The organism is Marinomonas sp. 63XJN7_9_ISO-PGPR-S23-217, assembly GCF_056173515.1.
In genome coordinates this window covers 3,767,262-3,792,624 of sequence record NZ_CM149678.1, presented here as the reverse complement: position 1 = coordinate 3,792,624, position 25,363 = coordinate 3,767,262, and the positions used below count along the sequence as shown (strand labels likewise).

Sequence of the window (25,363 nt, the reverse complement as noted above, 5' to 3'; positions counted from 1 at the left end):
TTTCCGCGTGCAGCCGCATACCCAAGAATTGTTAAGAGATTCCTTTAAGGATAAGGGATTGGATCTGCCCAAAGATTGGGGCGTGAATGATCGTAACGGCTTTCATCGATCCGTAGCTGACCTTGTAAAACGTGAAGCGGACCAGCGCTGGAAGAAGGAGATGGTTAAAACCGGATTGATGCTACCGATTAACTTAACTTGGGAGCAGTTTCAATTGGCGCAATCCGTACAGGACAAAATAGCTGTTCAAATGGGGGACCTTTACGTCACAAACATTCGCGTTGATTTGAATAAAGCGAACTTTAAGACGCTGGTGGTTGAGCCCAACATTAAAAAGAGAGTACAGCACTACATCGAGATGCTAAACGATAATGAGCATAAGTTTTCCGATGGCGGTGTGTTCGTTGAAAAAGGCAAGCAAGCCTTGCGTTCGATAATAATTCCGCCTATTTCAATGTCTCTAAGTCTGTTTTTGATTTGCGCAATGCTTTTTAAAATGCCGCTGAAGGTGGTAGGGCTTTTTAAGTCGGGCGTTGAGCCTATACGGTCTGGGAAATGGATTCGCATTGCTTTAAAGCTTGTGCCTTTGATCGCTCTAGTAATTGTTCCACCACTGGTGGTTCATAACCGATTTACTGACGACCCAAGTAATCCGGTAAATTATTTTCTCAAGAAAGTCTCGGCCAGCAGCAATGAACTTGTTTCGTACGCGATTCGCTGGACTCTAGATGTGCAGCCTTTTTTGCATCCTCTTGGTTTGGTATTTGAAAAGCACACGCACCTATACGCAAACTTCGCACCAATGGCAGATAAGCTTGATAAGTATGATATTGATGCAAATAAATTGGGGACTGAAGATGAATCGCTAAAGGTGCTCAAAGCTAAGTTAACCGTCCAAAGTAATGTGAAGAATGCTACAGTCCGAATAATGAATATAGGGCCTCATTTCGAGCAAGGCATGAGGCTTGATCCGGGTAGATACGATATAGAAGTGTCTGCTCCTGGCTATCACTCGCAAAGAGGTTGGTATTCTCTTAAAGCTGGAAGCCAAACACTCAAATTTGAATTACATTAAAGCAAATCTTCTTAAGGATAGTACGAACAAGTCGACCCTGTAACAGATTCTGTGTAACTGCCATTTAGTTAAGGTGTTTTTCAAGACAGTTATCGCCTAAATTGTTAAGCAGCTTCTTTGTATTGCTCTGGATTTAACTCCACAGCGCCTATGGGCTGCCAGTTTCTCTCTTCTTTTGACGATCGCTTTGGACGCTCGTTGCTGTACCAATAAACAAATTCGTTTACCCATTTACGCGCTTCATCTAATGATCTAAAACCTTCACTCTGCAACGCAGCAATTTAAAAAATGCCATGCATGGGACGTATCATGCGATCAACCTTAAACATTTGCCGCGTTATCTTGGTGAGTTTTGTTTTAAGTTCAATAGGCGTTTCAACCTTAAAAATATGCTGAACAACTTATTTTTCCAGTATCAAAACGGTACCGATGCCGGAGCGATTGCTAAGCTAGCGGAAGCTCGGTGGCAATCAGTTAAGCTTTTATAAAACTTTTCATTCACTTCTATGTACTCACTCGGTTTATATCGGAGTTGTATAATAATATGTTAGCCATATAGCTAATATTCATGGAGTTGTGTTGTATGGCCACTAGAGAACAGATAGGAAAATCAATTCAAGAAAAAAGAAAGTCCCTTCATCTTACTCAAGAGGTTGTGTCGAAAAAAGCTTGTGTTCATAAAACAACAATATCTGAAATTGAAAATGGTCGGTTTACTGGATCATTCGACATATTTGAGAGGGTTATTGACGTGATAGGCTTGCAATTCGTTGTCGCAGAGAAAGATCATAAACTACCAAAATGGAACGAAATCGACGCTCTTTTTTCTGAGGATCAATAATGACTTCACTTACAAAGCTACCAAAGAGCATTAATTCCATAGAGGTGTTTGTAGGAGACTCTAACGTAGGCCTATTAACACATGGCACTAGACATCACTTTCAACCTATTCAGACAGTCCAAAATGTGTCTCTTACCATGACACAAGAAGGATTAGATGGCTTTTATTCTGGCTCTCTTCACCCCATTTTTGCACAGAACCTTCCTGAGGGTTTTAACCGCCATTATATCGCTGAAAAACTAGCCAGATACGCAAAAGTGAATGACATGTACCTCTTAGCTCTTCAGGCTAATCATGGCATTGGCATGTTAACGTATCAAAGCGAATTGAACTTACCCGAGCCTGAATCCGTATCGTTATCTGATATTCTGACTTACACTGGCTCTGATGCTCTATTTCCCCAATTGCTAGAAAAATACTATCTACGGTATCAGACGTCAACTACCTTGTCCGGTTGGCGTCAATTAACTTGGCCGTTTTTGTTCGGTAGATTTCATAGCTTGTTTTCTGCGATAACTTTCCCCTTCTAGTTTATAAATGTCCGCATGGTGTACCAGTCTATCTATCGCGGCGACAGTCATCATGTTGTCTCCAAAGATGCTGTCCCACTCACTAAACGCTTGGTTGGTCGTAATCAGTAAGCTGTTGCGTTCATAGCGATGGGCGATCAATTCAAACAGGACTTGGCTTTCACTGTTGCTCTTTTTCACATAGCCAATGTCATCCAAAATCAGTCGTTCATACTGATCCAGTTTCTTTAAAGCCTCTTCAAGTCCCAGTCCTTCTCTTGCTTTTTGAAGCTGTTGGACCAATGTCGTGCTGGACATGAATTTGACGCGGATGGCGTTTGCAATGAGGGCGTGACCAAGCGCCACAGCAAGGTGAAGTCTCCTGCTGGGATGAGGTCATCACGCAATAATGAGCACTTAAAGGCATTGGGCTTTTTGGCTAATGAATGAATAACATGGCGATAGTCCACCGAACGAGCCCTGATGGAGGCTTGGGCATAGATTCTCGGCAAGGTTAAGGTCTTCACATGACCATAAAAGAGCTCTAATCGGGTGTCGTAAATATGGGCCAATAGACTGGTGCCGATCAGTCTTGACGGCACCGTGTAGGTGACTCGTTTGACACTGATTATGCTGCTTGAACTGACTTTGACGTGTAACAGACTAAAGTCGTTGGTGCGTCGAGCGGGTAGGGATTTTAGATGCGTTTTCTCTTCCGTGAAACGAGTAGCACAGCGACGATTTATTTTAGCGATCACTTGCTGGATGAAGGTGTCATAGGCCGCTAAGTCGGTAAAGTCTCGGTGTCCTCGTAGCATGAGTTGTTGGTCTATTTTTCGTTTTAAATGCCCATTGGGGGACTCAATCGCCCCGTTCTCATGAGCCACGCCTTTGTTATTTCGGGTGGCTATTACTCCATAATGGCCGCAAAGTTTTTCGTACCGCTCAGTGAGTAAGGTGGCTTCAGATTGGTTGTTATAGGCGGCACTTAAGCTATCTGTGCGATGGGTGTCTGGTACCCCACCACATCGCCACAAGGCATTTTGTAAACCGGATGATAGGGATTCAAAGCTTTCACCCCCTAAGACGACTTGAGCGTAAGTCCAGCCGCTATAAACCAGTCGAAAATGGTAGAGTTTATGCTTGAACGCTTCTCCCGCGATGGTGATGTTGAGGCTATTCATCCAAGTGTAATCCGAGATCCCCATGGCGCCAGGGGTGTGGCGTTGCAGGAAGATGACTTCTTGGTCGGGGCCATTCTGAGCTCGCCAGCATTTTGTTCGCCGTTGCAGGGTTCTTAGGTGTGACTCATCAAATTGATGGGGGAATTTCTCCTCCAAAGCCTCGAGTAAAGTAATGGGTTGCAAAGCGGGATTTGTTTCCAATAAAGGCACTAGGTATTCCTCGAACAAACCGTCAAAAGGGTCTTCACGAGTTCGATAAGATCTGGGTTGATGTTGAGTGAAGCTATCCCCTGATTCGATGCGTCTGGCAGAACGTTCGGAGAAACCGGCTTTAGCTGCAGCCTGAGATTGAGTGAACTTGGATTGCTTACGATAAGACATATATAACGTGACCTGCTGTTGAGTAATGAAGACTCCAGACATCTCAATCTCTTAATAATGAGTACATCTGAAGCTTATCAAAAGCGGCCATGCTAGTTGTCGCGGACCGGACAAGTTAATTGTCGTCTAATACCGCAACAATACGGGAAGGTGAAAAGCATACGATATAGTCGATTTTTTGGGAATCAATGAGTGACTTTGCAATGCTTGCAGCCGCTACCGTTTTTCCTGCACCAGGTGATGCTAATACAAGATAGTGTGTTTGATATAAATACGTTTTAAGAGCACCCTCAATACACTCTTTTTGCCATTTTCTTAGCATGATGGGCGCTCTATATTACGATTCGCTTCAATGATTTTTCTGATCGCACTAAGCCTACCATAGAACTCAGCTGCCTCATTTTTGGCTTTATCCAATAACATTAGAATTGTCTCTCGGCAACTAGGAATTTTAGAAAGATAATCTTGGTATGCTTGTATCTCTCCTAGCAAAAGTTTCAGTTCTGCATCTGTTTGTTTTTCTTCGCCTAGTAAAAGCTTAAGTTCCTTGTTGTTGGTTTTATCTTTGTTCGATGAACTCTTTAAATCTGTTGTGATAGGGGGAATTTTTTGCTCTAAACTGGCCTCTTGAGAATTTATCCGAGTATCAAAAATTTTGGAAGAGAAACTATAAATTCGTTCATTTCGTTTCCCGCTGGCTATAACTCCGCCTCTTTTAGTAAGTTCATGAATGTTTTTCGCTATAAACCTAGTTGCCTGCTGTAAATTTAACTCATCCGTAGACATTGCTAAATTTATGAGTTCTTTGCGTTTTATCTGATTTTCACCTGCTTTTTCAAGAATTTCTCTGAATTTAGGGTTGATGGTGATTTTTTTGGCAATCATTAATGAATCTCAAAACTAAAAACTTAGGATTGCTAAGTATACAGAAATAGGTAAAACTTAGACAATCTAAGTGTGTAAGGCCTTTAAGATGATTAAACATTGCTGCATAACCCAATTCCTGAGCGACTTCATAAAGCTCGAAAGAAAATCGGTATATCTCAAAAAGAGCTTGGGGTAAGAGTCGGTATGGACGAAAGCTCTGCTAGTGGACGAATGAATCACTATGAGAAAGGACGACATGTACCTGATATTGAAACGCTTCAAAAGCTTGCGGCTGAGCTTAATGTGCCTCTGAATTATTTCTTTTGCGAGGATGATCTCAGTGCTGAGCTAGCGTGTTTGGTTTCTAAACTCGATGATGAGCTAAAACAAAAGCTGATCCAAGCTATAAAAAAGCAGAGTTCGGCAGATTAAGTAATCTTAGTACTTGATCCTTTTTTAAAAGTACGCATCTTCCTAAAGTATCAGCTAGAACTAGCTTCATCACCTCCTAGCCCAATTCCAGTATTACAATTTCCCCGTACTCCTTAAAACCATCGACAAACAACGGGCATTACAGCGTGCCTTCTTTGTGACGCAACTACTACTTAACTTGATGCGAAGCCTGACTTGTCGAATGAGAACATTGTTTGGAAATACAATTGAAGTACTTCATTCTGTCTGAGAATACCAAAAACGGTATTGATCTCGGTTTGTTCATTGAATACCTTTCTCCCACAATGTTAGCCATATAGCTAACATTGATTCTATAAAGTAGAAAGTTAGCTATATGGCTAACATTTCATTTGTGATTCGATATATTGTGCTCTTCAGTTAAGATTTAAACCGTGAATTTTCAGAGGCTAAGGTTAGGCCTTCAAAGTGTTGAGGCCCTCCAAGCTTCTTGATTTATGCCATTGCAGCATTACTGAAGAAAAAAGAGGAAGGCAAGCTATTTTGCCGTATGAACTTGCTATCAAAAACTAACACAAAATCAGGGAGGTCCAGTTTGAATCATTTAACAAGCGTCAAACCGTCTTCAGCCCTACAATAGTCCTTCTAAAAGTTTTTGTGAGTCATTTTTTCTGTAACTCTGATAATACCGCTTTGATTTCTTTGAGTTCTTGTTGTAGCTCACTAAGTGAAGGTTGCTTGTCAGCTCTTGCGGCTTGGTGTTCTTCTTCCATAACGTTGACGACGATACCGATTACCATATTTAAGAAGGCAAATGCGGTAAAGAATATGAATGACACGTAGAAAATCCAGCTTAATGGGTAGACTTCCATTGTTTCATACTGGATATCAGTCCAGTCTTCAAACGTCATTATTCTAAATAGGGTTAGCATTGATATTGCGATGTCCCCCCAAAGAAATTGGTTGATTTCACTGAAGAGAAAACTCCCAACCGCCGCATAGATGTAAAATATTATGAACATCAAAAGCACAACATAGCCTAGCTGTGGCAATGCTTTGATTAATGAGTTGATTAAAATTCTTAGCTCTGGGACGACCGAGACCATCCTCAATACACGGAATACTCGCACTAGACGAGCAAGCAAAGCCATTTCTGAATTGTCTATTGGTATAAGGCTCACAACCACTACCAATGTATCGAAGACGTTCCACCCCTTTTTAAAGAAGGTCTTCTTATCTACATCAGCTACAAATCGAATCGTTAACTCAAAAAGAAAGAAGATTGTGATGAAGGTATCTAAGATAGTCGTGAGTGATATTGCTGTTTCAGGTAGTTCAAAAGTTTTTGCTCCTATCTCAAGAGCCGATATAATTATCACGGCAACAACCAGCAACTCAAAGATCTTGTTATTCTTCAGGTTACTAAATTTGGATTTTATAGAGTCGTACATGATTGGCTCAGTTAATCTTTTAAGATGAAGGGAGTGGATGGTGGCAATTATAGTGACGTTCGTTAAGATTTACCTCAAATTGTTTTGGGATGCTGTTGATCTTTATAAGCGATAAATGTTGGTTAACAGATTTCGATCTCTGGGACTATTAACCCGGCGGTTAAAATTATCTGGTATAATCACTGAATGAACGAAAAAATAGACACAAGAAAACTTACCACTCCAGAACTCGCTAGGCTACGAAAGCAAGTTGTCAGACTGCGCGAAAAAGACTTCTCTTTTAAAGACATATCTGAGGTGACAGGTGTCCATGTAGACACAGTTGGCCGTTGGTATAGAGACTACTTAAAGCGTGGAAAGGCAAGCTTTGAGTATAAAAAACGTGGTCGAGAAAAAGGCTCATTTGGCAGTCTAACCAAAGCACAAGAAGCTCGAATTCAGAAAGAAATCACCGATAAAATGCCTGATCAATGCAGGCTGAATTTTGCCTTGTGGACACGTCGTGCGATCCAACAGCTCATCAAGCAATTGTGGGGAAAAGATATGCCCATTAGAACCATTGGAGACTATCTAAAGCGCTGGGGATTTACCCCACAAAAGCCACTGAAAAAAGCCTATGAGCAAAACCCTCGAAAAGTGTCCAAATGGCTTGAGGAAGAGTACCCCTCGATCAAGGAAAGGGCCAAGAAGGAAGGGGCAGAGATACATTGGGGTGATGAAACAGGCCTTCGTAATGATAGTCAGCATGGACGAAGTTTTGCTCCTAAAGGCAAGACACCAGTCCAAGTGATTCCAGCAAAGCATTGCCGAATCAATATGATTTCTACTATCACAAACCAGGGAACCGTACGCTTTATGACCTACGCTGACAACATGACAGCAAAAGTACTCATTCGCTTTATGAAGCGATTGATCTCCACCTCTAAGAAAAAGGTATTTCTGATACTCGATAATCTTCGAGTACATCATGCAAAATTAGTAAAAGAGTGGTTAGCCAAGCCAAAAATCAAAGAGCAAATAGAAGTCTTTTATTTACCTGCCTACTCACCTGAACTCAATCCAGATGAGTATCTAAACTGTGATCTAAAGGCAGGTGTGCATACAGGCGATGCTCCAAAGAATGGAAAGGTTTTAAAGGATAGAGTGGTCTCTCATATGAGAGGGTTACAGAAGAATCCGAATCGAATCAAAAAGTACTTTAAGCACAATTCAATCCGTTATGCGGCATAGAAGATATAAATTTCCGCCGGGTTAATAATTTAACTATGCATAGAGATTAGTTAACGGTATTTTTGTTAACATGGTCTTATTTTAAACATTAGGTCAGTATTCATAAGCTCTTGGGTCACTCACTCTCTCGCTTGTTAACAAAATATTCCTGATAATATGGATGTCATGTACGAGACAATGGAAGTTTATCCACTGAGCTGGATTTTCTATATTGTCTTTATCTTTCTGACCGCGTTTGTGTTTTTGAACATGATGGTGGGTGTGGTTTTGGATGTCATGACACGAGAAACCGCCGCACAGGATCAGGAAAATCAAGAAAATAACCACCAAGCCTTGGTGGAACAGATTTCTCAACTGCAAGCCCAAGTATCACGCCTAGCCGATAAGCTAGACACGCAGCAAGGTAATGATAAGCACAAGTAACTAAAAGGGCCTGTAAACCTCTCGAATCATGATGAAGGTGACGTATAAAATGATAGATGATCTCTCTAAGTTAATGGCATTTTCAATCTGTGATGTTACTTAAAAATTTCTTATAATCTTTTGAAGTAGGAGTCTCACAAGTCGTAATTTTTCCTTGTGTAACCAGCCAATTTTCAAAGTTTTGATGCAATAAGGTTTTTTGAACTCCAATCGGTGTCAATGCATAGTATTGGCATGGCGAAATTGAGATTTTAGGAAAAAGGAGCATCAGGTTTCTTCTACGTATCTCAGTGGATAATATTCTCACAGGTCCCAAACCAGCACCTATTCCTTCCAGCATTGCATGTAGAGAAACATGGAAGTGGTCGTAACGACGGAATAGGATGTTGGGGGAGCTCTTCAGTCCAGCTGCCTCTAACCAACTATTCCAGAGCCCTGGACGAGTAAGTGTTTCAATTCTAGGACAATTCATTATATCCTCAGGTAAACGAAGCGAATAATTCTTAGCGAACTCCGGTGAAGCCATAAGGCAATAATGATCTTGCAGGAATGGGACTGCAGAATACTCAGTAGTGCCGGTATTTTGTCTAAGTAATAAGTCATAGTGACCTATAATGTGAAGTTGCTCTGTATTGGCAGTGGAAATCTGCAGGTTAGCTTCAGGGAAGCGATTGTAGAAATCGTCTAAACGTGGCAATAGCCATTTTAGACAGAGCGTGGTGGGGACGCTAACGTTAAATACATTGTTACGTCCACCGTTACCATAACGCAAAGCAATATTTGCAATATTATCAAATGCCCCTCCTAGTTCGCGTGCCAATGTTAAGGCATAAGCAGTTGGTACACGACGTTGACCATCTTTAGTGAATAAAGTAACTCCAAACCATTTTTCTACTACTTGAATATGGCGGCTAACTGCTCCGTGTGTAATGCATAATTCATTAGCTGCGGCTGTATAGCTTCCTGCATGGCAGGCTACTAAAAATGCTTTCAATGCACTTAAGGGGGGAAGAGAATGCATGTATAGTCCTTTTTAATCACAGTATTGTGATACTTTATCACAATACCTATTTTTAAAAATCACTATCATAGCGTTTATCTTGATTTTAAAAAGCATATAAAGCGACGTTATGTATTTATTGATTATCACTATTGGAGTATCGGCGGGTATTATAAGTGGCATTGTTGGTACTGGCGCATCCATAATTCTATTACCTGTTCTTGCCTATGTCTTTGGAACAAAGTCTGCAATCCCTATAATGGCTATAGCTGCTATAATGGGAAATATTTCTAGAGTTATAATGTGGCGAAGAGATATCAAAATAAAAGCTTTTTTAATCTATTCTATTCCCGCTTTTCCTGCTGTTGTAATGGGAGCAAATACATTATGGATAATGCCTGTCGTTCTATCTAATATTATTATAGGAGTGTTTTTTATTTTATTAATTCCTTTGCGTATCTGGGCTAAATCAAAAAACCTTAGTCTTAATAACTTACAGCTAGGTATTATGGGAGCTACAGTTGGTTATCTTACTGGTATAGTTTTTTCTACAGGACCATTAACTATCCCTATTTTTTCAGGATATGGATTAATGAAAGGTGGGTTATTATCGACTGAGGCAGCATCATCTTTTGTGATTTATTTTGCTAAAGTTTCTACTTTTGAGGAAATCGGTGCTTTACCTTGGCCTGTATTTATTAGTGGCTTATTGGTAGGTTTTTCTCTTATTTTTGGTATTTATATAGGCAAACGATTTGTATTAAAAATTTCCGAAAGAAATTTTAATTACTTAATTGATTTTATGATGTTATTTTCGGGGGTGGCTATGCTTTGGGATGCGTTAAAAGAATATTTTTTAGTTTAAATGTTTAAGGAGTAGTTGTTAAATATATTTGACAGTTTTTATTTTCAAATAGGTTGTATAGGATTAATTATGGATAGTATTTTTAAATATAATGGCATAACAGCGGGAAGACGTCGAGAATCTCTCCGGAATAAGTTAGAACATAAAGCTGGTATTAGAATAATGGAGGCTCATAGCCCCTTATCAGCGATGCTGGTTGAACAGATAAAAGTTTTTAACGCTAATAGATTAGTTGAATTTGATGGTTTCTGGTCTAGCTCACTGACTGATTCAACTCTCAGAGGTAAACCCGATACGGAGTTAGTTGAAATGTCAAGCAGATTTAATAATATTTCAGAGATTTTTGAAGTAACTAGTAAACCTCTTATTTTTGATGCTGATACTGGTGGAAGAATTGAGCATATTCCTTTTCGAGTAGCTTCTGCTGAGCGGTTAGGGATATCAGCTATCATAATGGAAGATAAAGAAGGACTTAAAAAAAACTCGCTTTTCGGTAATGATGTTTCTCAAAAACAAGCTGCTCCTGAAAAATTTGCTGAAAAAATTAAAGCTGCAGTTTTGGCAAGTCAAACTGACGAGTTTATGATAATCGCTAGGGTAGAAAGTTTCATTTTGGATGCAGGAATAGATGATGCATTATTAAGGGCCAGACTTTATGTTGAAGCAGGCGCTAGTGGAATTATGATTCACAGTCGTAAAAATGAACCAAAAGAAATATTTATGTTTGCTAGAGAATTTAGAAAGTCGCATCCATTGATTCCTTTGGTTTGTGTGCCGACTAGTTTTAATCAAGTTAAGTTTGATGATCTTATTGATCAAGGGTTTAATATAGTAATATACGCTAACCATCTATTACGCTCTGCTTATCCAGCAATGAAACATGTTGTTGAGATGGTTTTAAAAAATGGTAGAACTTGGGAGGTTGAGAAAAAATGTATGTCTATTAAAGAAATATTAGAACTTATCCCAGGCACTAAATAATATCCAAGAGAGAGTAATATGATTAATCCTGATGTTTTTGTTAAATTACTTCTTGAGGCTGGCATAGTTTCATTTTCTGGAGTGCCAGATTCATTATTAAAAGATTTTGGTTTGGCTCTAGATAGACGAAAAAAAAATTGTAGAAATACTGTAACTGCTAATGAAGGCTCTGCTATCGGTTTGGCTATTGGCCATTATCTTGCTAAAGGAAAAATTTCAGCTGTATATATGCAAAATTCTGGAATAGGAAATGCAATAAACCCTTTGTGCTCCTTAGCTGATCCAGATGTATATTCCATACCTATACTGCTTATTATAGGGTGGCGTGGAGAGCTTGATAATGATATACAAGTTAATGACGAGCCTCAACATATCAAACAAGGTAAGATAACAATTTCAATGCTTCAAACATTAGGTATTCAATATACAGTGATTGGTCCAGAATACAGTGATTATTCAGTTGCTGATGCCATAAACTCTTCCTTGAATATGGCTAATAAAGGTATGTCGCCTGTTGCAATAGTTGTACGTAAAAATACTTTTTTATCACTTGAGAAAAAATATAAGAAAAAAAATTTTGTAAAGAAATATTTTTCCAGAGAAGAGTCCCTTCTATGGGTTGTTAGTTCTCTACCAAAAAAAATTCCTATAATAAGTTCTACAGGAATGCTTTCACGGGAACTCTATGAAATTAGAGATATAAATGAAGAGAGCCACAATCATGACTTTCTATCTATCGGTGGAATGGGACACGCCTCACAAATTGCTTTAGGAATTGCGTTGGAGTTTCCTGGGAAAAAAATTGTTTGCTTAGATGGAGATGGTGCTCTCCTCATGCACCTGGGTGGATTAGCTAATACAGCAGACATTCCAAATCTAATTCATATTGTTTTTAATAATGGATGTCATGATTCTGTTGGTGGTCAGGCTACTAAAGCTGCTGATTTATTTTTATCTGTTGTGGCGAAATCTCTAGGTTATAGCTATGCGGTAACTGTTGATAATAAAAACGAGATAAGCCAAGTTATAGAGCTAGCATTAAAGGAGGAAGGGCCTCATTTTATTGAGATTATTTGTTCGCCTGGTAGTCGTAAAGATTTAAGTAGGCCAAAAATCACACCTCGAGAGAGTATTAAAGACTTTAAGAATCAATTTATTAATTTCGGTTAAATCATAGGTTGTAAATAATGAAAAAAAATAAAATTTTTATAAGAAATCCTTATAATTTAAATAATATTGGGGTTTTAGACTTTACTGCTATTAACGATATTGAACGTTTTATTAGAAGGTCTATAGTTTATAAATCTAAATTAAGTCGATATGATCGTGCAGAAATATTTAATAAGACTTATAGATTGATTAGTGAAGATTTTGAGAATGCAGCCTTATTAATTTCTCAAGAGACTGGTTTGTCTATGCAAGATAGTCGATATGAGATAAAACGAGTTTTGAATGTACTTTCTTTAACAGTGAGTGAACTGCTGACAGAGAAAAGTGATGTTATGAATTCTGATATATCTCAAGGGAATGTAGAGAGAAAAATTATTACTTATAGACAGCCTCTAGAAGGAATTATATTTTCTATCACTCCTTTTAATCATCCAATCAATCAGGTTGCTCATAAAATTTTACCTGCACTTGCGACTAATAATACTGTTATTTTAAAACCTTCAGAAAAGACTCCAATGTCGGCAAATTATTTTTGTGATATGTTGTTTTTAGCAGGACTTCCACGTGAAATGCTTTTAATTGTATTCGGAGATCCCCGTGAGCTATTTGAATATTTTTTAAAGCAGAAGTCTATAGAGCTAATTAGCTTTACTGGTGGTGTTGAGGTAGGTAAATATATTGCTAAACGTGCAGGCTATCGTCGTTTAATTTTAGAGCTTGGTGGTAATGACCCTTTGATTGTCTTACCTGATGCCGACCTTAATAAAGCTGCCGATTTGGCTGTATCTGGTTCGTATAAAAATAGTGGACAGCGATGTACAGCTGTAAAACGTGTTTTTGCACACTCGGATATAGTTATGGAATTAACTAAATATATTGTTGAAAAAACTCAGTCTTGGCGTACAGGTGATCCCTTTGATGAAAATACTCAAATGGGAACGGTTATTGATGAAGACGCAGCTATCTTAATTGAAAGTCGTGTTCAAGAAGCGCTAGAGCAAGGAGCAAGAGTTCATACTGGACATAAACGCTGTGGGGCTTTATTGCAACCTACTGTACTTGATCAGGTGACCACTGACATGTCATTGGTTGCAAAAGAAACATTTGGACCAGTTACACCTATACTTTCATTTAATACACTAGAAGAAGTTATACGAATGGTCAATGCTACGTAAGCGTTCATTCTAGGGAGTCATTGACAGCCACTGACTCAGAGTAAGGGCGATTTCAACGGGTTGTCTGCGAACAGTTGCTTCCATCGTATTGGTGTTAAGTCCGCGATGTCTTTGGCTGGATGCTGGCTGACTCGTTGTAGGACATCCGTCAGGTAGACGTTGGGGTCGATGTCGTGCAGCTTGCAGGTGCTGATCAAGCTTTGGATGATGCCGACATGTTCGGCGCCCAGTTCTGTCCAACAGAAGAGCCAATTCTTCTTACCCATTGGGATGGGTCTTATCTCTCGCTCTAGGTGGTTGGTGTCCATGGCAACGTTTGGATTTTCCAAAAAGACCATCAGTTGGCGTTTGCGCTTTAAGGTGTAGTTCAACGCTTTCATCCAGGTATCGTCTGGTAATAGGTCAGCCCGTTGGGTTTGTTCTTCGCAGAAGGCAAAAAATTGATCCACTAAGGGCTTACTGTGTTGCACTCGGTAATCTTGTTTTTTCTCATCTGACCAACCTTTCTGTTTGATATGGCTTTCGTACTGGTACAAGGCGGCAATCAGGTTCAGCGCGTGGGTGACGGCCTCGGTTTCTTCCATTTCGGCTTTCAGTAGCTGACGACGCATGTGCACCCAACACTGAGCATGAGTGACCTCCGGTGAGGTGGCTTCGTAACGACTGTAAGCGGCATAACCATCGGTCAGTAAGGTACCCTGCCAAACATGATCCAGTAAGTCTTGGATGTGTTTCATGCCACGGCTTTGGGAGAAGGTAAACACCACTTCGTCCTGCTCGCCATAGATGGGCCAAAAATACGCTTGCTTCATTTTGCCGGGTTGGTTGCCTACCCCAGGCTGGCGGGTGGCTTTTATCGGTGTCTCATCCATGGCCAGTACCTTGCTGTCCAGCACACTAATCAGTTGCTCTACCACAATGGGTCGTAACAGTTCGATCCCGCGTTTGGTGAGGTTTGTGAGCGTTGCACGACTGAGGGTGATGCCGGAAGCGCTAAGCTGTTGGTGTTGACGATAAAGGGGTAAGTGATACAAGAACTTATTAACCAGTAAGCCAACGATAAAACTCACATCCGCGAGGGAACTGTCAAAAATCAGATCCGGCTGTGGCGCGGTAATGAGCTGTTTACTGGTTTTGTGCTTCACCACCTGACGTTTGGTGATGACGACTTCATAGGCACTGGTTTTTTGTACGATGCGGCTGACGTCTTTGAAGCCGACTTCTTCGTATTCGTGCGCATTGGGGCCTTGTAATTCGTCCGCTAAGATAACCTTTTCACGAACCGGTATAGACTCATCAAAACGCAATCCGGTGATGTTAATTTCATTGCCTTTACGAAACTTGGGCGCTTTGCCACGAACATTGGCAGACTCAGGTTTGTCCTTCTCAACGATAGACTCTTCTTCTACGCGGGTTGGTTCGGCTGACATCGGACCCACGATATCAGCGAGGGCTTGTTGATCTGGTGTGAGTAAGGTACGACGTTCGCTTTTCGGCCCAAATAACTCACGCTTTAGCATGTGCACTTCCGCTTCGTATTGGCGGATTCTTGAAGACATAGCTTCGTTTTCAGCACGCAGTTTTTCGACCTCATTCGTGTGAAGCAAGTCGATGTTTTTGAAGGGTAAAATAGGTCGGTAAGTGGCGTCATTCATGGGGTTGGATTATACCATCCAACTTGTCATGATGCTCGCTTGTAGCGTTTAAATTGACGATATTTTTCGACTTTTATGCCCGCTAAGAGGTGCTGCAATTCAATCACACTTAGGGCGTGTTTAGCGTTTTCTGATGACGCATAATTGAACTGCCCCTGCGACAGTCGTTTACACCAAATGCAATAACCAGAGGTGTCAAAATAGAGGATTTTCATCTGGGTTTTGCGCCGGTTAATGAAGACAAAATACCCGATGAGTGGGTTTTCTTTGAGGTGTTGTTTGATCAGCCCTAATAAGCCACGATAGGATTTACGCATATCTGTGGGTTGGGTATGCAACCAAATTTTAGCATTGGGATCGGGCAGGAACATCAGTCACGATTCAATCGAAGCTCAACACCATCACCTAAACACAAGGTAATGTTCCAACGTCCAGTACCTGAGAGAGTGGGCACCTGACTGAGATCGATAAAGTCTGAGTGACTAGAATCTGGCGAGGCTTTAGTTCCCGAAAAATGCTGACGCCATTTACTAAAACTGGCGTAACTCACCTGATGCTGTTCGCAGTATTGAGGGGCGGATAAGCCAGACTCGGCTTGATCGTCAATGATTTGTTGCCATTCAGAAGAAGAACGACGGGTATAGGGTTTGGTCATGGGTTGGACTCCGTTATCGGTTATGAGATGAAAACGGAGTCCAGTTTAGAGTGCGAAAAGATGGGATGAAATAACGGCGTAGAATGAACGCTTACAATGCTACAGCATATGGTCTTTCATCCGGAGTATGTACTTTTCGAATGGATTGGATAACAGTGCTGGCTAAACAGCTTAATGTAGGAACACTTAATGTCTGGGAAGTCCCCGGTTTTCGTACCGAGCTATCACCTTTTGGTGGAGTGAAAGATTCAGGGCTAGGGATTAAAGAGGGGTTAAGTGAATCATATAAAAACTATACAAATTTACATACATTAACCATTCCTTGGTAAAACCTAATAATATGGAAAATTATTATGAATGATGCTATAATATATACAAAAATTACTCCTAATATCGGCGCACAAATATTGAATTTAAATATTAGTATGTTGTCTGGAGATAAAATTATTCGTCAATTGTTAGCAACTTGGAGCGAAAATAAAGTTTTGTTATTACGTGGACAAAATATTAATAAATTTTCATTAGTCTATTTTAGCTCTTTATTTGGAAATCCAGAGAAAGCTTTTAATCAAGAAACCAAGCTTACTTCAACAGATGATCATCCATATGTAATGATAGTTTCGAATATAAAGGAAAATGATAAAAAAATTGGTCATCTGGGTAGTAAAGAAGCTCATTGGCACACTGATATGTGTTATTCAGATAATCCTCCAATCGCTAGTTTACTCTATGCTCGAGAGGTTCCTGTTATCGGTGGTGATACTGAGTTTATGGATATGTATATGGTGTACAACAGCTTACCTGAAAAACTTAAAGAACGTATTGCTAACTTGTCTATCAAGCACGATCAATGCTACACCGCAGTCGGTGAGTTACGATATGGATATACACCTGTTTCTGACTTAACAGTCTCGCCAGGATCGATTCATCCAATTGTGAAAGAGCATCCTATCACTAAACTAAAATGCCTATACTTAGGTCGTCGCCTGAATGCATATGTGGTTGGGCTTACAATTAAAGAATCAGAATCTTTATTGGATGAGTTATGGAAATATACTGTCAATACTAGTCTTACTTGGAAACATAAATGGCAGGTGGGCGATATTTTAATTTGGGATAACCGCTGTACAATGCATCGTCGTGACAGCTTCGATGAAAAAGATCGACGATTAATGTGGCGAACACAGGTTACTAGTAGCTAAATCTGTGGTTAAAATTATTCAAATTTAATATAATTATTAGTAATGTTCAGGTTATAGTAGGGTCATTGAAGGGAAAGAGTTGATTGGGTTGAAGTTCGTAATTTTTGGTTATTTACCTAAGGAACATGCGATTAAGTCGGCAACATGAGACAATCTTGCCAACTTAAATTAGTCGCCCCTGAAAAACTCTCAACCTATTGAATCTAATGCATTTTTATAAGATAGTTAGTGCCTAAGTCTTGCTATAAATACGCCATAAGGCCCAAAAAGTTGCAGAACAGGTGAGTTTTATGAAGCCTCGTCAGACAGAGATCATACCGCAAAAGGATTTATTCCAACCTCAGCTCGTTGACATCATTAACCCCAATCACCCTTTAGTTCGGCTGGCTAAGATCATTGATTGGAAGCAATTGGACTCAACGCTTAGTGCCCATTTTTCAAGCGTTGGTGCGGCCGCGTTGCCAACGCGTCTTATGGCGGGGTTGCTGTATTTGCAGCACTTGCATAATTTGTCTGATGAGCTGCTGCTAGAGCAATGGCTTGAATCGCCTTATTACCAATACTTTTGCGGCGAAACCTTTTTCCAGCACGACTTCCCGTGCCATCCAACCAGTCTTGTTAAATGGCGAAAACGGTTAGGAGAAGAAGGCTGTGAATGGCTGCTTACCCAGACGATACAAGCAGGATTGAAACTAAAAGTCATCAAACCAGCGAGCCTAAAACGAGTCGTGGTAGACACCACGGTACAAGAAAAAAACATCACCTTCCCAACCGATGCCAAGCTCTACAACAAGGCTCGACAGCAGCTCACTCAGGTCGCCAAAGAACAAAACATTACATTAAGACAAACCTACGACAAAGCCTGTCATGAGTTAATGCCAAAAATTGGACGCTATGGCCACGCCAAACAATATAAGCGGATGAGAAAAGCGATTAAGCAAGTCAAAGGCTTTTTAGGGCGAGTCCTGAGAGATGTTGATCGGCAAGTAAAACGACAAGGATTAACGCTCACTCAAAAGCAAGAAGACACACTCAACCAAGCCTATCGATTACTAAAACAAACTCGCCAGAGCAAAAACAAACTGTATAGCTTGCATGAACCTAATGTGGACTGCATATCCAAAGGCAAAGCGCATAAACGCTACGAATTTGGTGTAAAAGCGAGCATAGCCGTAACAGCAAAAGAATCCTTCATTGTGGGAGCCTATCAGACGTCAACTACCTTGTCCGGTTGGCGTCAATTAACTTGGCCGTTTTTGTTCGGTAGATTTCATAGCTTGTTTTCTGCGATAACTTTCCCCTTCTAGTTTATAAATGTCCGCATGGTGTACCAGTCTATCTATCGCGGCGACAGTCATCATGTTGTCTCCAAAGATGCTGTCCCACTCACTAAACGCTTGGTTGGTCGTAATCAGTAAGCTGTTGCGTTCATAGCGATGGGCGATCAATTCAAACAGGACTTGGCTTTCACTGTTGCTCTTTTTCACATAGCCAATGTCATCCAAAATCAGTCGTTCATACTGATCCAGTTTCTTTAAAGCCTCTTCAAGTCCCAGTCCTTCTCTTGCTTTTTGAAGCTGTTGGACCAATGTCGTGCTGGACATGAATTTGACGCGGATGGCATGCGCAACGAGGGCATGACCAAGCGCCACAGCAAGGTGGGTTTTGCCTAACCCACTGGCACCAAAGAGCAAAATGTTATGCCCTTGGCGCAACCAATCACGCTGTGTCACTTTTTGCTTAAACTGTTGGGCAGTCATGCCCGTTATTTCATTGAAGTCATAGTGGCTCAAGGATTTGTCAGGAGGTAGCCGACTGTCTTTTAGTAATCGCTTAAGCCGACTTTCATGACGCTGATGAGTTTCTAATTCACATAATTCTGCCAAGTAATGCTCTGGTTCCCATGCCTCTTTGGTGGCTTTGTCTGACAATGCAGACCAGTGTCTCCCCATGGCGCTGAGGCGTAGCTCTTTCAACAGCAAGGGTAAGCTTTCAATGTTGGCCATGGGAGCCTCCGATTAAACTATCGTAACTGCTTAAAGGATGTTGCTGACTAAGAATTATCGGCACTTCTATTGGTGCAGGGGCGAATCGTTCACGGCACTGTTTGATGGAGACTTGCTGTCCAGCATCATAGGCATTGAGCACATATCGACCTAAGGCAGATTGGCAATCGTAATTGTCGGCAAGAACGAGTAGGTTCACCATGTAGTGGCAATCCGTATCAGTAACCCCCTGTTGGGTCAACTGCTGCCACAGCAAGGTGAAGTCTCCTGCTGGGATGAGGTCATCACGCAATAGTGAGCATTTAAAGGCATTGGGCTTTTTCGCCAGTGAATGAATGACATGACGATAGTCCACCGAGCGAGCCCTGATAGGGGCTTGAGCATAGATCCTCGTCAAGGTTAAGGTCTTCACATGACCATAAAAGAGCTCTAATCGAGTGTCGTAAATGTGCGCCAACAGACTGGTGCCGATCAGCCTTGAAGGCACCGTGTAGGTCACTCGCTTAACACTGATGGTGCTGCTTGAACTGACTTTGACGTGCAACTGACTAAAGTCGTTGGTGCGTCGAGCGGGTAGCGGTTTTAGATGGACTTTCTCTTCCGCGAAGCGGGTAGCACAGCGACGATTGATTTTAGCGACAACTTGCTGGATGAAGGCTTCATAGGCCGCTAAGTCGGTAAAGTCACGGTGTCCTCGTAGCATCAGTTGTTGGTCTATTTTGCGTTTTAAATGCCCATTAGGGGACTCAATCGCCCCGTTCTCATGAGCAACGCCTTTGTTATTTCGGGTGGCTATCACCCCATAATGACCGCAGAGTTTAGCGTACCGCTCGGTGAGTAAGGTGGCTTCAGATTGATTGTTATAGGCGGCACTTAGGCTATCAGTGCGATGGGTGTCTGGCACCCCACCACAGCGCCACAAGGCATTTTGTAAACCGGATGATAGAGATTCAAAGCTCTCGCCCCCTAAGACGACTTGAGCGTAAGTCCAGCCGCTATAAACCAGTCGGAAATGGTAGAGTTTATGCTTGAACGCTTCTCCCGCAATGGTGATGTTGAGGCGATTCATCCAAGTGTAATCCGAGATACCCATAGCGGCAGGAGTATGGCGTTGAAGGAAGATGACTTCTTGGTCGGGGCCATTCTGAGCTCGCCAGCATTTTGTTCGCCGTTGCAGGGTTCTTAGGTGTGACTCATCAAATTGATGGGGGAATTTCTCCTCCAAAGCCTCGAGTAAAGTAATGGGTTGCAAAGCGGGATTTGTTTCCAATAAAGGCACTAGGTATTCCTCGAACAAACCGTCAAAAGGGTCTTCACGAGTTCGATAAGATCTGGGTTGATGTTGAGTGAAGCTATCCCCTGATTCGATGCGTCTGGCAGAACGTTCGGAGAAACCGGCTTTAGCTGCAGCCTGAGATTGAGTGAACTTGGATTGCTTACGATAAGACATATATAACGTGACCTGCTGTTGAGTAATGAAGACTCCAGACATCTCAATCTCTTAATAATGAGTACATCTGAAGCTTATCAAAAGCGGCCATGCTAGTTGTCGCGGACCGGACAAGTTAATTGTCGTCTAATATATTATCCCTAACTTTCTTCAGAGGTTATAGGAAGAAGTTATAAGCTCAATTCCTTCAAAAAGCAGGCTGAAATCTAATCCACAGAAAGTAAAAATGTCCAAAAGTATGCTTTGATTCAAAGCAATTGAAACCATGCATTTATGGGTGTTTTTGCCTTTAAGGCATGGGCTAATTTGAGATGCTTTGATTCGAAGAGTAGAGGTCATGGGCCAAGATGGGATCAAAATGGGCCAAAATCCCCTGATATAGAGTTTTATTGCCTTATATTGCTTTGATTCAAAGGATGTGTGTTTACTAAGGCATTGAATACGTTATATAAAGTCGTTGAACGCCATGTAAGGGAATATTCAGAGTAACCTTGACATGGTAGAGGTCAGCAGTTCGAATCTGCTTAGTCCTACCACTGAATTAAGTAATAAAATCAAGGGCTTACATTCATTTGTATGCCCTTTTTTGTTTTTCTTTTTCCATATATTTTCCTTAAATTTTCCTTAAATTTTCCAAACGCTTCCATTTTTTCTCTATGTTTTCAGTATTTTTGGCTGGATTAGCGTGTCTGTGAATTCATCGAAATTACTGTCATTTTCGTTCAAGTATATAAAAAAAAGAGAGTGGCTAGCTCTGGCAGAAGTTTGTTTTGCCGCCAATCTATGTTTGTGGGCCGATCGAATCCATTGTGGCGTTTTTCAAAGATTGAGAATAACCTGTTAAGGCAGCAATCCATTGCGGATTGCTGCCTTAATGGCTAACTCTTAGGGTTGGTTACGTTGTTTCCTGAGAGAGTAGCATCGTTTCGTCTAAAACTTGGCTGGCCAAACAGCATCTAAATTTAACGTTCATCCTGTTAATTGTGCATGACTTGTCCCAATTTCCTGTAATATCCACTGTCTGAAGGCTTCGGCATTGGGGTGAGGGATTTGTTTGATTGGTCTTGCAAGATAAAAGGCTTCTGAGGTTTCTATGCTATGTTCGAAGGGGGAGATGAGTTTCCCGCTAGACAGCATTCCTTCGACGAGAGACGAACGTCCCAGGGCAATGCCTTCGCCTTGTGCGGCTGTTTCCAGTGCGGAGATCAATGTATCAAACTGGATATTGGAAGCGGCTTCCACGTGCCCGTATCCGGTTTTGTTAAGCCAATGTCCCCAACCTTCCTCGTATCCGAGTACATGCAGAAGCGTACATTGTGATAATTCCTCAACCGAAACGGGAGGGCGTTGCAAACTCCTTAGTTTTGGAGCGCAAACGGGGATCAAGCGATCCCAAGTTAGGCGTTCACAGATCATTCCTTGCCAGTCACCATGCCCATAACGAATTTCCATGTCCGCATCCTTTTGATCAACCTCATTCACCCAGATATTGCTGGTGAAACGTAGAGAAATGTTGGGATGGGCTTCACGAAAGCGGGCAAGCCTAAACACTAGCCAGCAGGTGTAGAATACTAAACTGACTTTTAAGGTTAATGGGCGATGTCGAACCTGACCGAATATTTCATCTGTTGCAGCCGACATGCGTGCTATTGAATCACGAATCACTGGTAGATAGGCAAGACCAGAATCTGTTAATTCAAGCCCTCTTGGTAGTCGCTTAAATAATGTGCAGCCTAATTGTGATTCGAGCCCTCTTATTTGCTGGCTTACGGCGGCTTGAGTAAGGTTTAGCTCTGTGGCTGCCAGAGTGAAGTTTAAATGACGAGCAGCAACATCAAAAGAGTGCAACCAATTTAAAGGCGGGAGACGCTTTTTCATATTTGTTAGGGGTCTCAGAACAAAGTCTAAAGCGGAGCTTAGTATCATTTACTTTTTTATAAAACGCTACAAAAAAATACTTATCCACTAAGCTCATTATTTTTTGTAATTGGCGGCTCTTATAAAGCCGCCAGCCAAGGTTACTTCATAGTCGGCATTGAGAACTCGATACCCTCCCGTACACCAGCAGAGGGCCAGCGTTGAGTGATTGTCTTACGCTTAGTATAGAAGCGAACGGCATCCGGTCCATAGGCATGTAAGTCACCAAATAAGGAACGTTTCCAACCACCGAAACTGTGATAAGCCACTGGTACTGGCAGCGGCACGTTGATGCCCACCATACCAACCTGAATATGATCACTGAAATAGCGGGCCGCTTCTCCGTCACGAGTGAAAATGCACGTACCGTTACCGTATTCATGTGCGTCAATCATATCCATTGCTTCCTGCATCGTCTTAACACGAACTACCTGCAAGACTGGGCCAAAGATCTCTTCTTTATAGCTCAACATGTCAGGTGTTACACGATCAATCAGTGTACCGCCGACAAAAAAACCGTTCTCGTATCCGGGCACCTGAGGATTGCGTCCATCAACGACCACTTCGGCACCATTCTCTTCTGCGCTATTAATATAACCAACCACTTTATCTTTGTGAGCGCAAGTAATCACTGGACCAAAATCGTTGCTTTTATCGCTATGGTTTCCAACCTTGAGGCTGACCATTGCTTCTTTCATTTTACTAACGAGTTGGTCGGCAGCCGCATCTCCGACAGCGACGGCGACGGACAATGCCATGCAACGTTCACCAGAGGAGCCAAAGGCCGCGCCAAGTAGTTGATTGACCGCATTGTCCATGTCTGCGTCAGGCATGACAATGGCATGGTTTTTTGCGCCACCGAGGGCTTGGCAACGTTTACCATGGGCGTTAGCGGTGCTGTAAATGTACTCTGCGATGGGGGTAGAACCGACAAAACTGACGGCTTTTACTCGGTCATCGGTCAGCAGCGTATCCACTGCTTCTTTTCCGCCATTTACCACATTGAATACGCCCTCTGGTAGGCCTGCTTCCTGCAGCAACTGTGCGACAAACAATGTTGAGCTTGGGTCGCGTTCCGATGGTTTCAAGACAAAGGTGTTGCCGCAAGCGAGTGCCATAGGGTACATCCACAGCGGTACCATTACAGGGAAGTTGAATGGCGTAATACCGGCAACCACACCAAGAGGTTGGAATTCGCTCCAAGAATCGATACTAGGCCCCACATTTTTACTGTATTCGCCCTTTAGTAGTTCTGGTATGCCACAGGCATACTCAACATTTTCAATACCACGCTGGAGTTCGCCAGCTGCGTCATGAACGATTTTGCCATGCTCTTCGCCTACCAGTTCACAGATCTTGTCAGCATGTTCTTCCAGAAGCTGCTTGAACTTGAACATAATTCGTGCACGCTTCATCGGTGGCGTGTTGCGCCAAGCAGGGTAAGCTGCCTGAGCTGAGGCAATTGCTTCTTCGACGGTGCTTTTAGAGGCTAAATCAACCTTTTTAGTCGCTTCTCCTGTCGCTGGGTTAAATACATCCTGGCTTTGGCTGCCTTCAACAACTATTTTGCCATTGATCAAATGTCCGATAGTGTTCATGTTATTTCCTATTTAATAATAAATTAATGTTTGTTATTTCAAGTCCAAAGAGAGCGGTATATTTCAACAATCTCGTTGTCACTAGGAATTCTAGGGTTGTTTCCTGGAGAGCCAGATGCCAGTGCCTGTTGAGCCATTGTGGGCATCAATTCTAGAAAGTGTTCACGGTTGATACCGAATTGCTCAGGTGTGGGGACTTGTAGCTCACTATTCAAGTCGCGAAGTTCCTGAAGCAGTTTTTGGTTTGCTTGATCAACACTGTCTGTTTCCTTGGCAATGCCCATGGCTTTGGCGCAATCAGCATAACGATCTGGCGCAGCAGGAATGGAAAACTCGGTAACACTTGGCAAAAGCATGGCGTTGGACAGTCCGTGTGGAACATGGAATGCTGCCCCAATAGGACGACTCATGCCATGTACTAAGGCAACGGAGGCATTCGAAAAGGCCACCCCCGCCATGGTTGCGCCAAGCATCATCGCTTCCCGTGCTTGTTCATCTTTACCATTGTGGTAAACCTTGCGAAGGTTTGGTGCCAGTAGTTTCATGGCCGCGAGCGCTTGACTATCACTGTAAGGACTTGCTTTACGGCTGACATAAGCTTCTATTGCATGGGTAAGGGCATCTATGCCGGTATCAGCGGTAATGCGTTGTGGCAAACTGAGGGTGAGTTTGTAATCCACGAGGGCGGCGATGGGCATGAAACCGATACCGACACATAACATTTTCTCGTCATTGGTTTCATCGGTAATAATGGTAAAACGAGTTACCTCGGATCCTGTGCCAGCTGTTGTGGGCACGGCAATGACTGGCAGACCGGCTTCGTTTACGACGCGAGGGAATTTATAATCTCGCATGGTTCCCCCAAAGTGCGCGAGAATGCCGATTGCCTTAGCGCTATCAATTGGGCTGCCACCGCCCAGAGCAATAATACAGTCGTAATTACCATCGCGTGCTTTTTCAACACCTGCCTGAATGGAGGCGACTGTTGGCTCTGGAATGGTGTCGTCGAAGACATCAGCATTTAGCTCATTATCATTGAGCAGGGTTTGTATAATGCTGGCATAACCAAGTTGTACCATCATCTTGTCGGTGATAATCAGTGGTCTTGTGCAACCGAGCCCTGCAAGGATATTGGGGATCTCTTTAGTTGCATCCGCACCGACCTGCATAACTCTTGGCAGTATAATTTGAGCAGACATATCAACTCCTTGATTTTATAAAATACAGAGGCAGCCATTTTTTTTGGATGATATAGACAACCAAAATCAACTTAGGTCTCTGAGTTAAGTTCCATCTCTTAATCAAATAAGAGATGGT

26 protein-coding genes and 3 pseudogenes are annotated in these 25,363 nt (G+C 41.9%); 14 read left to right on the top strand and 15 right to left on the bottom strand.

The window, feature by feature from the left end; all coding sequences use genetic code 11:
• The first annotated feature begins 58 nt into the window (after nucleotides 1-58).
• A complete protein-coding gene (locus AC0VYI_RS17730) occupies nucleotides 59-1,075 on the top strand; it encodes a carboxypeptidase-like regulatory domain-containing protein (RefSeq protein ID WP_475444543.1) in 1,017 nt (338 codons plus the stop codon).
• Between the two features lie 104 nt (nucleotides 1,076-1,179).
• Here AC0VYI_RS17730 and AC0VYI_RS17725 read toward each other — a convergent pair.
• Nucleotides 1,180-1,341, bottom strand: a pseudogene (locus tag AC0VYI_RS17725) (IS3 family transposase); the annotation flags it as partial.
• 9 nt (nucleotides 1,342-1,350) lie between these two features.
• On the opposite strand from AC0VYI_RS17725, the pseudogene AC0VYI_RS17720 reads away from it, so the two are divergent.
• The 3 genes and pseudogenes from AC0VYI_RS17720 to AC0VYI_RS17710 all read left to right on the top strand — a co-directional run.
• Nucleotides 1,351-1,563, top strand: a pseudogene (locus AC0VYI_RS17720) (transposase); the annotation flags it as partial.
• A 95-nt stretch (nucleotides 1,564-1,658) separates the two neighbouring features.
• Nucleotides 1,659-1,916, top strand: coding sequence for a helix-turn-helix domain-containing protein (locus AC0VYI_RS17715; RefSeq protein WP_067341362.1), 258 nt, complete (start codon nucleotides 1,659-1,661; stop codon nucleotides 1,914-1,916).
• On the top strand, nucleotides 1,916-2,446 hold the full coding sequence (locus AC0VYI_RS17710; RefSeq protein ID WP_475444541.1) for a HipA N-terminal domain-containing protein: 531 nt from the start codon (nucleotides 1,916-1,918) through the stop codon (nucleotides 2,444-2,446). The genes AC0VYI_RS17715 and AC0VYI_RS17710 overlap by 1 nt, the downstream gene beginning before the upstream one ends.
• Here AC0VYI_RS17710 and AC0VYI_RS17705 read toward each other — a convergent pair.
• From AC0VYI_RS17705 to AC0VYI_RS17690, 4 genes are all read right to left on the bottom strand, one after another.
• Nucleotides 2,381-2,743 (bottom strand): ATP-binding protein, encoded by a 363-nt coding sequence (locus tag AC0VYI_RS17705; protein ID WP_475444540.1) that lies wholly within the window; start codon nucleotides 2,741-2,743, stop codon nucleotides 2,381-2,383. The two genes, AC0VYI_RS17710 and AC0VYI_RS17705, sit on opposite strands and share 66 nt — an antisense overlap.
• Nucleotides 2,674-4,032 carry an IS21 family transposase gene (gene istA / locus AC0VYI_RS17700; RefSeq protein WP_475444538.1) on the bottom strand — a complete coding sequence of 453 codons (1,359 nt, stop codon included), beginning with the start codon at nucleotides 4,030-4,032 and terminating at the stop codon, nucleotides 2,674-2,676. Before istA (AC0VYI_RS17700) ends, AC0VYI_RS17705 begins: the two co-directional genes overlap by 70 nt.
• A 73-nt stretch (nucleotides 4,033-4,105) precedes the next feature.
• Nucleotides 4,106-4,312, bottom strand: coding sequence for a DEAD/DEAH box helicase family protein (locus AC0VYI_RS17695; RefSeq protein WP_475444536.1), 207 nt, complete (start codon nucleotides 4,310-4,312; stop codon nucleotides 4,106-4,108).
• Nucleotides 4,306-4,875, bottom strand: coding sequence for a hypothetical protein (locus AC0VYI_RS17690; RefSeq protein ID WP_475444535.1), 570 nt, complete (start codon nucleotides 4,873-4,875; stop codon nucleotides 4,306-4,308). The genes AC0VYI_RS17695 and AC0VYI_RS17690 overlap by 7 nt, the downstream gene beginning before the upstream one ends.
• A 99-nt stretch (nucleotides 4,876-4,974) precedes the next feature.
• On the opposite strand from AC0VYI_RS17690, the gene AC0VYI_RS17685 reads away from it, so the two are divergent.
• Nucleotides 4,975-5,289 (top strand): helix-turn-helix domain-containing protein, encoded by a 315-nt coding sequence (locus tag AC0VYI_RS17685; protein WP_475444533.1) that lies wholly within the window; start codon nucleotides 4,975-4,977, stop codon nucleotides 5,287-5,289.
• A 641-nt stretch (nucleotides 5,290-5,930) separates the two neighbouring features.
• On the opposite strand, the gene AC0VYI_RS17680 is transcribed toward AC0VYI_RS17685, so the two are convergent.
• The gene (locus AC0VYI_RS17680; RefSeq protein WP_475444532.1) at nucleotides 5,931-6,719 is read right to left on the bottom strand and encodes an ion transporter; all 789 of its coding nucleotides are present in this window, start codon (nucleotides 6,717-6,719) and stop codon (nucleotides 5,931-5,933) included.
• 186 nt (nucleotides 6,720-6,905) lie between these two features.
• Between AC0VYI_RS17680 and AC0VYI_RS17675 the strand changes: the two genes are divergently transcribed.
• Both AC0VYI_RS17675 and AC0VYI_RS17670 read left to right on the top strand, forming a co-directional pair.
• Nucleotides 6,906-7,949 carry an IS630 family transposase gene (locus AC0VYI_RS17675; protein ID WP_475444530.1) on the top strand — a complete coding sequence of 348 codons (1,044 nt, stop codon included), beginning with the start codon at nucleotides 6,906-6,908 and terminating at the stop codon, nucleotides 7,947-7,949.
• 165 nt (nucleotides 7,950-8,114) lie between these two features.
• On the top strand, nucleotides 8,115-8,372 hold the full coding sequence (locus tag AC0VYI_RS17670) for a hypothetical protein (protein ID WP_475444529.1): 258 nt from the start codon (nucleotides 8,115-8,117) through the stop codon (nucleotides 8,370-8,372).
• Nucleotides 8,373-8,454: 82 nt separating this feature from the next.
• Here the strand turns inward: AC0VYI_RS17670 and AC0VYI_RS17665 are convergent, their stop codons facing one another.
• A complete protein-coding gene (locus AC0VYI_RS17665) occupies nucleotides 8,455-9,393 on the bottom strand; it encodes a LysR substrate-binding domain-containing protein (protein WP_475444527.1) in 939 nt (312 codons plus the stop codon).
• A gap of 109 nt (nucleotides 9,394-9,502) precedes the next feature.
• Between AC0VYI_RS17665 and AC0VYI_RS17660 the strand changes: the two genes are divergently transcribed.
• The 4 genes from AC0VYI_RS17660 to AC0VYI_RS17645 all read left to right on the top strand — a co-directional run bounded on the left by AC0VYI_RS17660 (nucleotide 9,503) and on the right by AC0VYI_RS17645 (nucleotide 13,563).
• A complete protein-coding gene (locus tag AC0VYI_RS17660; RefSeq protein ID WP_475444525.1) occupies nucleotides 9,503-10,237 on the top strand; it encodes a sulfite exporter TauE/SafE family protein in 735 nt (244 codons plus the stop codon).
• A gap of 69 nt (nucleotides 10,238-10,306) precedes the next feature.
• The gene (gene aepX / locus AC0VYI_RS17655) at nucleotides 10,307-11,218 is read left to right on the top strand and encodes a phosphoenolpyruvate mutase (protein WP_475444524.1); all 912 of its coding nucleotides are present in this window, start codon (nucleotides 10,307-10,309) and stop codon (nucleotides 11,216-11,218) included.
• Between the two features lie 18 nt (nucleotides 11,219-11,236).
• The gene (aepY, locus tag AC0VYI_RS17650; RefSeq protein WP_475444523.1) at nucleotides 11,237-12,388 is read left to right on the top strand and encodes a phosphonopyruvate decarboxylase; all 1,152 of its coding nucleotides are present in this window, start codon (nucleotides 11,237-11,239) and stop codon (nucleotides 12,386-12,388) included.
• 17 nt (nucleotides 12,389-12,405) lie between these two features.
• Complete coding sequence (locus tag AC0VYI_RS17645) at nucleotides 12,406-13,563, top strand: aldehyde dehydrogenase family protein (RefSeq protein ID WP_475444521.1); 1,158 nt, start codon at nucleotides 12,406-12,408, stop codon at nucleotides 13,561-13,563.
• A gap of 35 nt (nucleotides 13,564-13,598) precedes the next feature.
• Here AC0VYI_RS17645 and tnpC read toward each other — a convergent pair whose 3' ends face one another.
• From tnpC to tnpA, 3 genes are read right to left on the bottom strand one after another with little or no spacing between them, the layout of a single operon-like run.
• On the bottom strand, nucleotides 13,599-15,218 hold the full coding sequence (gene tnpC / locus AC0VYI_RS17640) for an IS66 family transposase (protein ID WP_475443559.1): 1,620 nt from the start codon (nucleotides 15,216-15,218) through the stop codon (nucleotides 13,599-13,601).
• A 26-nt stretch (nucleotides 15,219-15,244) separates the two neighbouring features.
• Nucleotides 15,245-15,589: an IS66 family insertion sequence element accessory protein TnpB gene (gene tnpB, locus AC0VYI_RS17635; RefSeq protein WP_067021190.1), complete on the bottom strand. Its 345-nt coding sequence runs from the start codon at nucleotides 15,587-15,589 to the stop codon at nucleotides 15,245-15,247.
• Nucleotides 15,589-15,873 carry an IS66 family insertion sequence element accessory protein TnpA gene (tnpA, locus tag AC0VYI_RS17630; protein WP_475444519.1) on the bottom strand — a complete coding sequence of 95 codons (285 nt, stop codon included), beginning with the start codon at nucleotides 15,871-15,873 and terminating at the stop codon, nucleotides 15,589-15,591. The genes tnpB and tnpA overlap by 1 nt, the downstream gene beginning before the upstream one ends.
• Nucleotides 15,874-15,956: 83 nt before the next feature.
• Here tnpA and AC0VYI_RS17625 point away from each other — a divergent pair, with 83 nt between their 5' ends.
• The 3 genes and pseudogenes from AC0VYI_RS17625 to AC0VYI_RS17615 all read left to right on the top strand — a co-directional run.
• Nucleotides 15,957-16,202: an aldehyde dehydrogenase family protein gene (locus tag AC0VYI_RS17625; protein ID WP_475444517.1), complete on the top strand. Its 246-nt coding sequence runs from the start codon at nucleotides 15,957-15,959 to the stop codon at nucleotides 16,200-16,202.
• A gap of 24 nt (nucleotides 16,203-16,226) precedes the next feature.
• On the top strand, nucleotides 16,227-17,075 hold the full coding sequence (locus AC0VYI_RS17620) for a TauD/TfdA dioxygenase family protein (protein ID WP_475444515.1): 849 nt from the start codon (nucleotides 16,227-16,229) through the stop codon (nucleotides 17,073-17,075).
• A gap of 290 nt (nucleotides 17,076-17,365) precedes the next feature.
• A pseudogene (locus AC0VYI_RS17615) lies at nucleotides 17,366-18,280 on the top strand (IS5 family transposase); the annotation flags it as partial.
• Between the two features lie 36 nt (nucleotides 18,281-18,316).
• Here the strand turns inward: AC0VYI_RS17615 and istB are convergent.
• From istB to AC0VYI_RS17590, 5 genes are all read right to left on the bottom strand, one after another.
• Nucleotides 18,317-19,081: an IS21-like element helper ATPase IstB gene (istB, locus tag AC0VYI_RS17610; protein WP_475444513.1), complete on the bottom strand. Its 765-nt coding sequence runs from the start codon at nucleotides 19,079-19,081 to the stop codon at nucleotides 18,317-18,319.
• The gene (istA, locus tag AC0VYI_RS17605) at nucleotides 19,068-20,573 is read right to left on the bottom strand and encodes an IS21 family transposase (protein WP_475444511.1); all 1,506 of its coding nucleotides are present in this window, start codon (nucleotides 20,571-20,573) and stop codon (nucleotides 19,068-19,070) included. The genes istB and istA (AC0VYI_RS17605) overlap by 14 nt, the downstream gene beginning before the upstream one ends.
• 927 nt (nucleotides 20,574-21,500) lie before the next feature.
• Nucleotides 21,501-22,409, bottom strand: a complete 909-nt coding sequence (locus AC0VYI_RS17600; protein ID WP_475444510.1) for a LysR substrate-binding domain-containing protein — start codon at nucleotides 22,407-22,409, stop codon at nucleotides 21,501-21,503.
• A 140-nt stretch (nucleotides 22,410-22,549) separates the two neighbouring features.
• On the bottom strand, nucleotides 22,550-24,046 hold the full coding sequence (locus AC0VYI_RS17595; protein WP_475444508.1) for a CoA-acylating methylmalonate-semialdehyde dehydrogenase: 1,497 nt from the start codon (nucleotides 24,044-24,046) through the stop codon (nucleotides 22,550-22,552).
• 38 nt (nucleotides 24,047-24,084) lie between these two features.
• Complete coding sequence (locus AC0VYI_RS17590) at nucleotides 24,085-25,245, bottom strand: iron-containing alcohol dehydrogenase (RefSeq protein ID WP_475444506.1); 1,161 nt, start codon at nucleotides 25,243-25,245, stop codon at nucleotides 24,085-24,087.
• Between the last annotated feature and the right edge of the window lie 118 nt (nucleotides 25,246-25,363).

What these genes read in the sequence shown, in the direction of transcription:
- AC0VYI_RS17715 (WP_067341362.1), top strand. Translation starts at nt 1,659, where the DNA reads ATGGCCACTAGAGAACAGATAGGAAAATCAATTCAAGAAAAAAGAAAG.
- AC0VYI_RS17710 (WP_475444541.1), top strand. Translation starts at nt 1,916, where the DNA reads ATGACTTCACTTACAAAGCTACCAAAGAGCATTAATTCCATAGAGGTG.
- AC0VYI_RS17705 (WP_475444540.1), bottom strand. Translation starts at nt 2,743, where the DNA reads ATGTCCAGCACGACATTGGTCCAACAGCTTCAAAAAGCAAGAGAAGGA.
- istA (WP_475444538.1), bottom strand. Translation starts at nt 4,032, where the DNA reads ATGTCTGGAGTCTTCATTACTCAACAGCAGGTCACGTTATATATGTCT.
- AC0VYI_RS17695 (WP_475444536.1), bottom strand. Translation starts at nt 4,312, where the DNA reads ATGCTAAGAAAATGGCAAAAAGAGTGTATTGAGGGTGCTCTTAAAACG.
- AC0VYI_RS17690 (WP_475444535.1), bottom strand. Translation starts at nt 4,875, where the DNA reads ATGATTGCCAAAAAAATCACCATCAACCCTAAATTCAGAGAAATTCTT.
- AC0VYI_RS17680 (WP_475444532.1), bottom strand. Translation starts at nt 6,719, where the DNA reads ATGTACGACTCTATAAAATCCAAATTTAGTAACCTGAAGAATAACAAG.
- AC0VYI_RS17675 (WP_475444530.1), top strand. Translation starts at nt 6,906, where the DNA reads ATGAACGAAAAAATAGACACAAGAAAACTTACCACTCCAGAACTCGCT.
- AC0VYI_RS17670 (WP_475444529.1), top strand. Translation starts at nt 8,115, where the DNA reads ATGTACGAGACAATGGAAGTTTATCCACTGAGCTGGATTTTCTATATT.
- AC0VYI_RS17665 (WP_475444527.1), bottom strand. Translation starts at nt 9,393, where the DNA reads ATGCATTCTCTTCCCCCCTTAAGTGCATTGAAAGCATTTTTAGTAGCC.
- AC0VYI_RS17660 (WP_475444525.1), top strand. Translation starts at nt 9,503, where the DNA reads ATGTATTTATTGATTATCACTATTGGAGTATCGGCGGGTATTATAAGT.
- aepX (WP_475444524.1), top strand. Translation starts at nt 10,307, where the DNA reads ATGGATAGTATTTTTAAATATAATGGCATAACAGCGGGAAGACGTCGA.
- aepY (WP_475444523.1), top strand. Translation starts at nt 11,237, where the DNA reads ATGATTAATCCTGATGTTTTTGTTAAATTACTTCTTGAGGCTGGCATA.
- AC0VYI_RS17645 (WP_475444521.1), top strand. Translation starts at nt 12,406, where the DNA reads ATGAAAAAAAATAAAATTTTTATAAGAAATCCTTATAATTTAAATAAT.
- tnpC (WP_475443559.1), bottom strand. Translation starts at nt 15,218, where the DNA reads ATGAATGACGCCACTTACCGACCTATTTTACCCTTCAAAAACATCGAC.
- tnpB (WP_067021190.1), bottom strand. Translation starts at nt 15,589, where the DNA reads ATGTTCCTGCCCGATCCCAATGCTAAAATTTGGTTGCATACCCAACCC.
- tnpA (WP_475444519.1), bottom strand. Translation starts at nt 15,873, where the DNA reads ATGACCAAACCCTATACCCGTCGTTCTTCTTCTGAATGGCAACAAATC.
- AC0VYI_RS17625 (WP_475444517.1), top strand. Translation starts at nt 15,957, where the DNA reads ATGAACGCTTACAATGCTACAGCATATGGTCTTTCATCCGGAGTATGT.
- AC0VYI_RS17620 (WP_475444515.1), top strand. Translation starts at nt 16,227, where the DNA reads ATGAATGATGCTATAATATATACAAAAATTACTCCTAATATCGGCGCA.
- istB (WP_475444513.1), bottom strand. Translation starts at nt 19,081, where the DNA reads ATGGCCAACATTGAAAGCTTACCCTTGCTGTTGAAAGAGCTACGCCTC.
- istA (WP_475444511.1), bottom strand. Translation starts at nt 20,573, where the DNA reads ATGTCTGGAGTCTTCATTACTCAACAGCAGGTCACGTTATATATGTCT.
- AC0VYI_RS17600 (WP_475444510.1), bottom strand. Translation starts at nt 22,409, where the DNA reads ATGAAAAAGCGTCTCCCGCCTTTAAATTGGTTGCACTCTTTTGATGTT.
- AC0VYI_RS17595 (WP_475444508.1), bottom strand. Translation starts at nt 24,046, where the DNA reads ATGAACACTATCGGACATTTGATCAATGGCAAAATAGTTGTTGAAGGC.
- AC0VYI_RS17590 (WP_475444506.1), bottom strand. Translation starts at nt 25,245, where the DNA reads ATGTCTGCTCAAATTATACTGCCAAGAGTTATGCAGGTCGGTGCGGAT.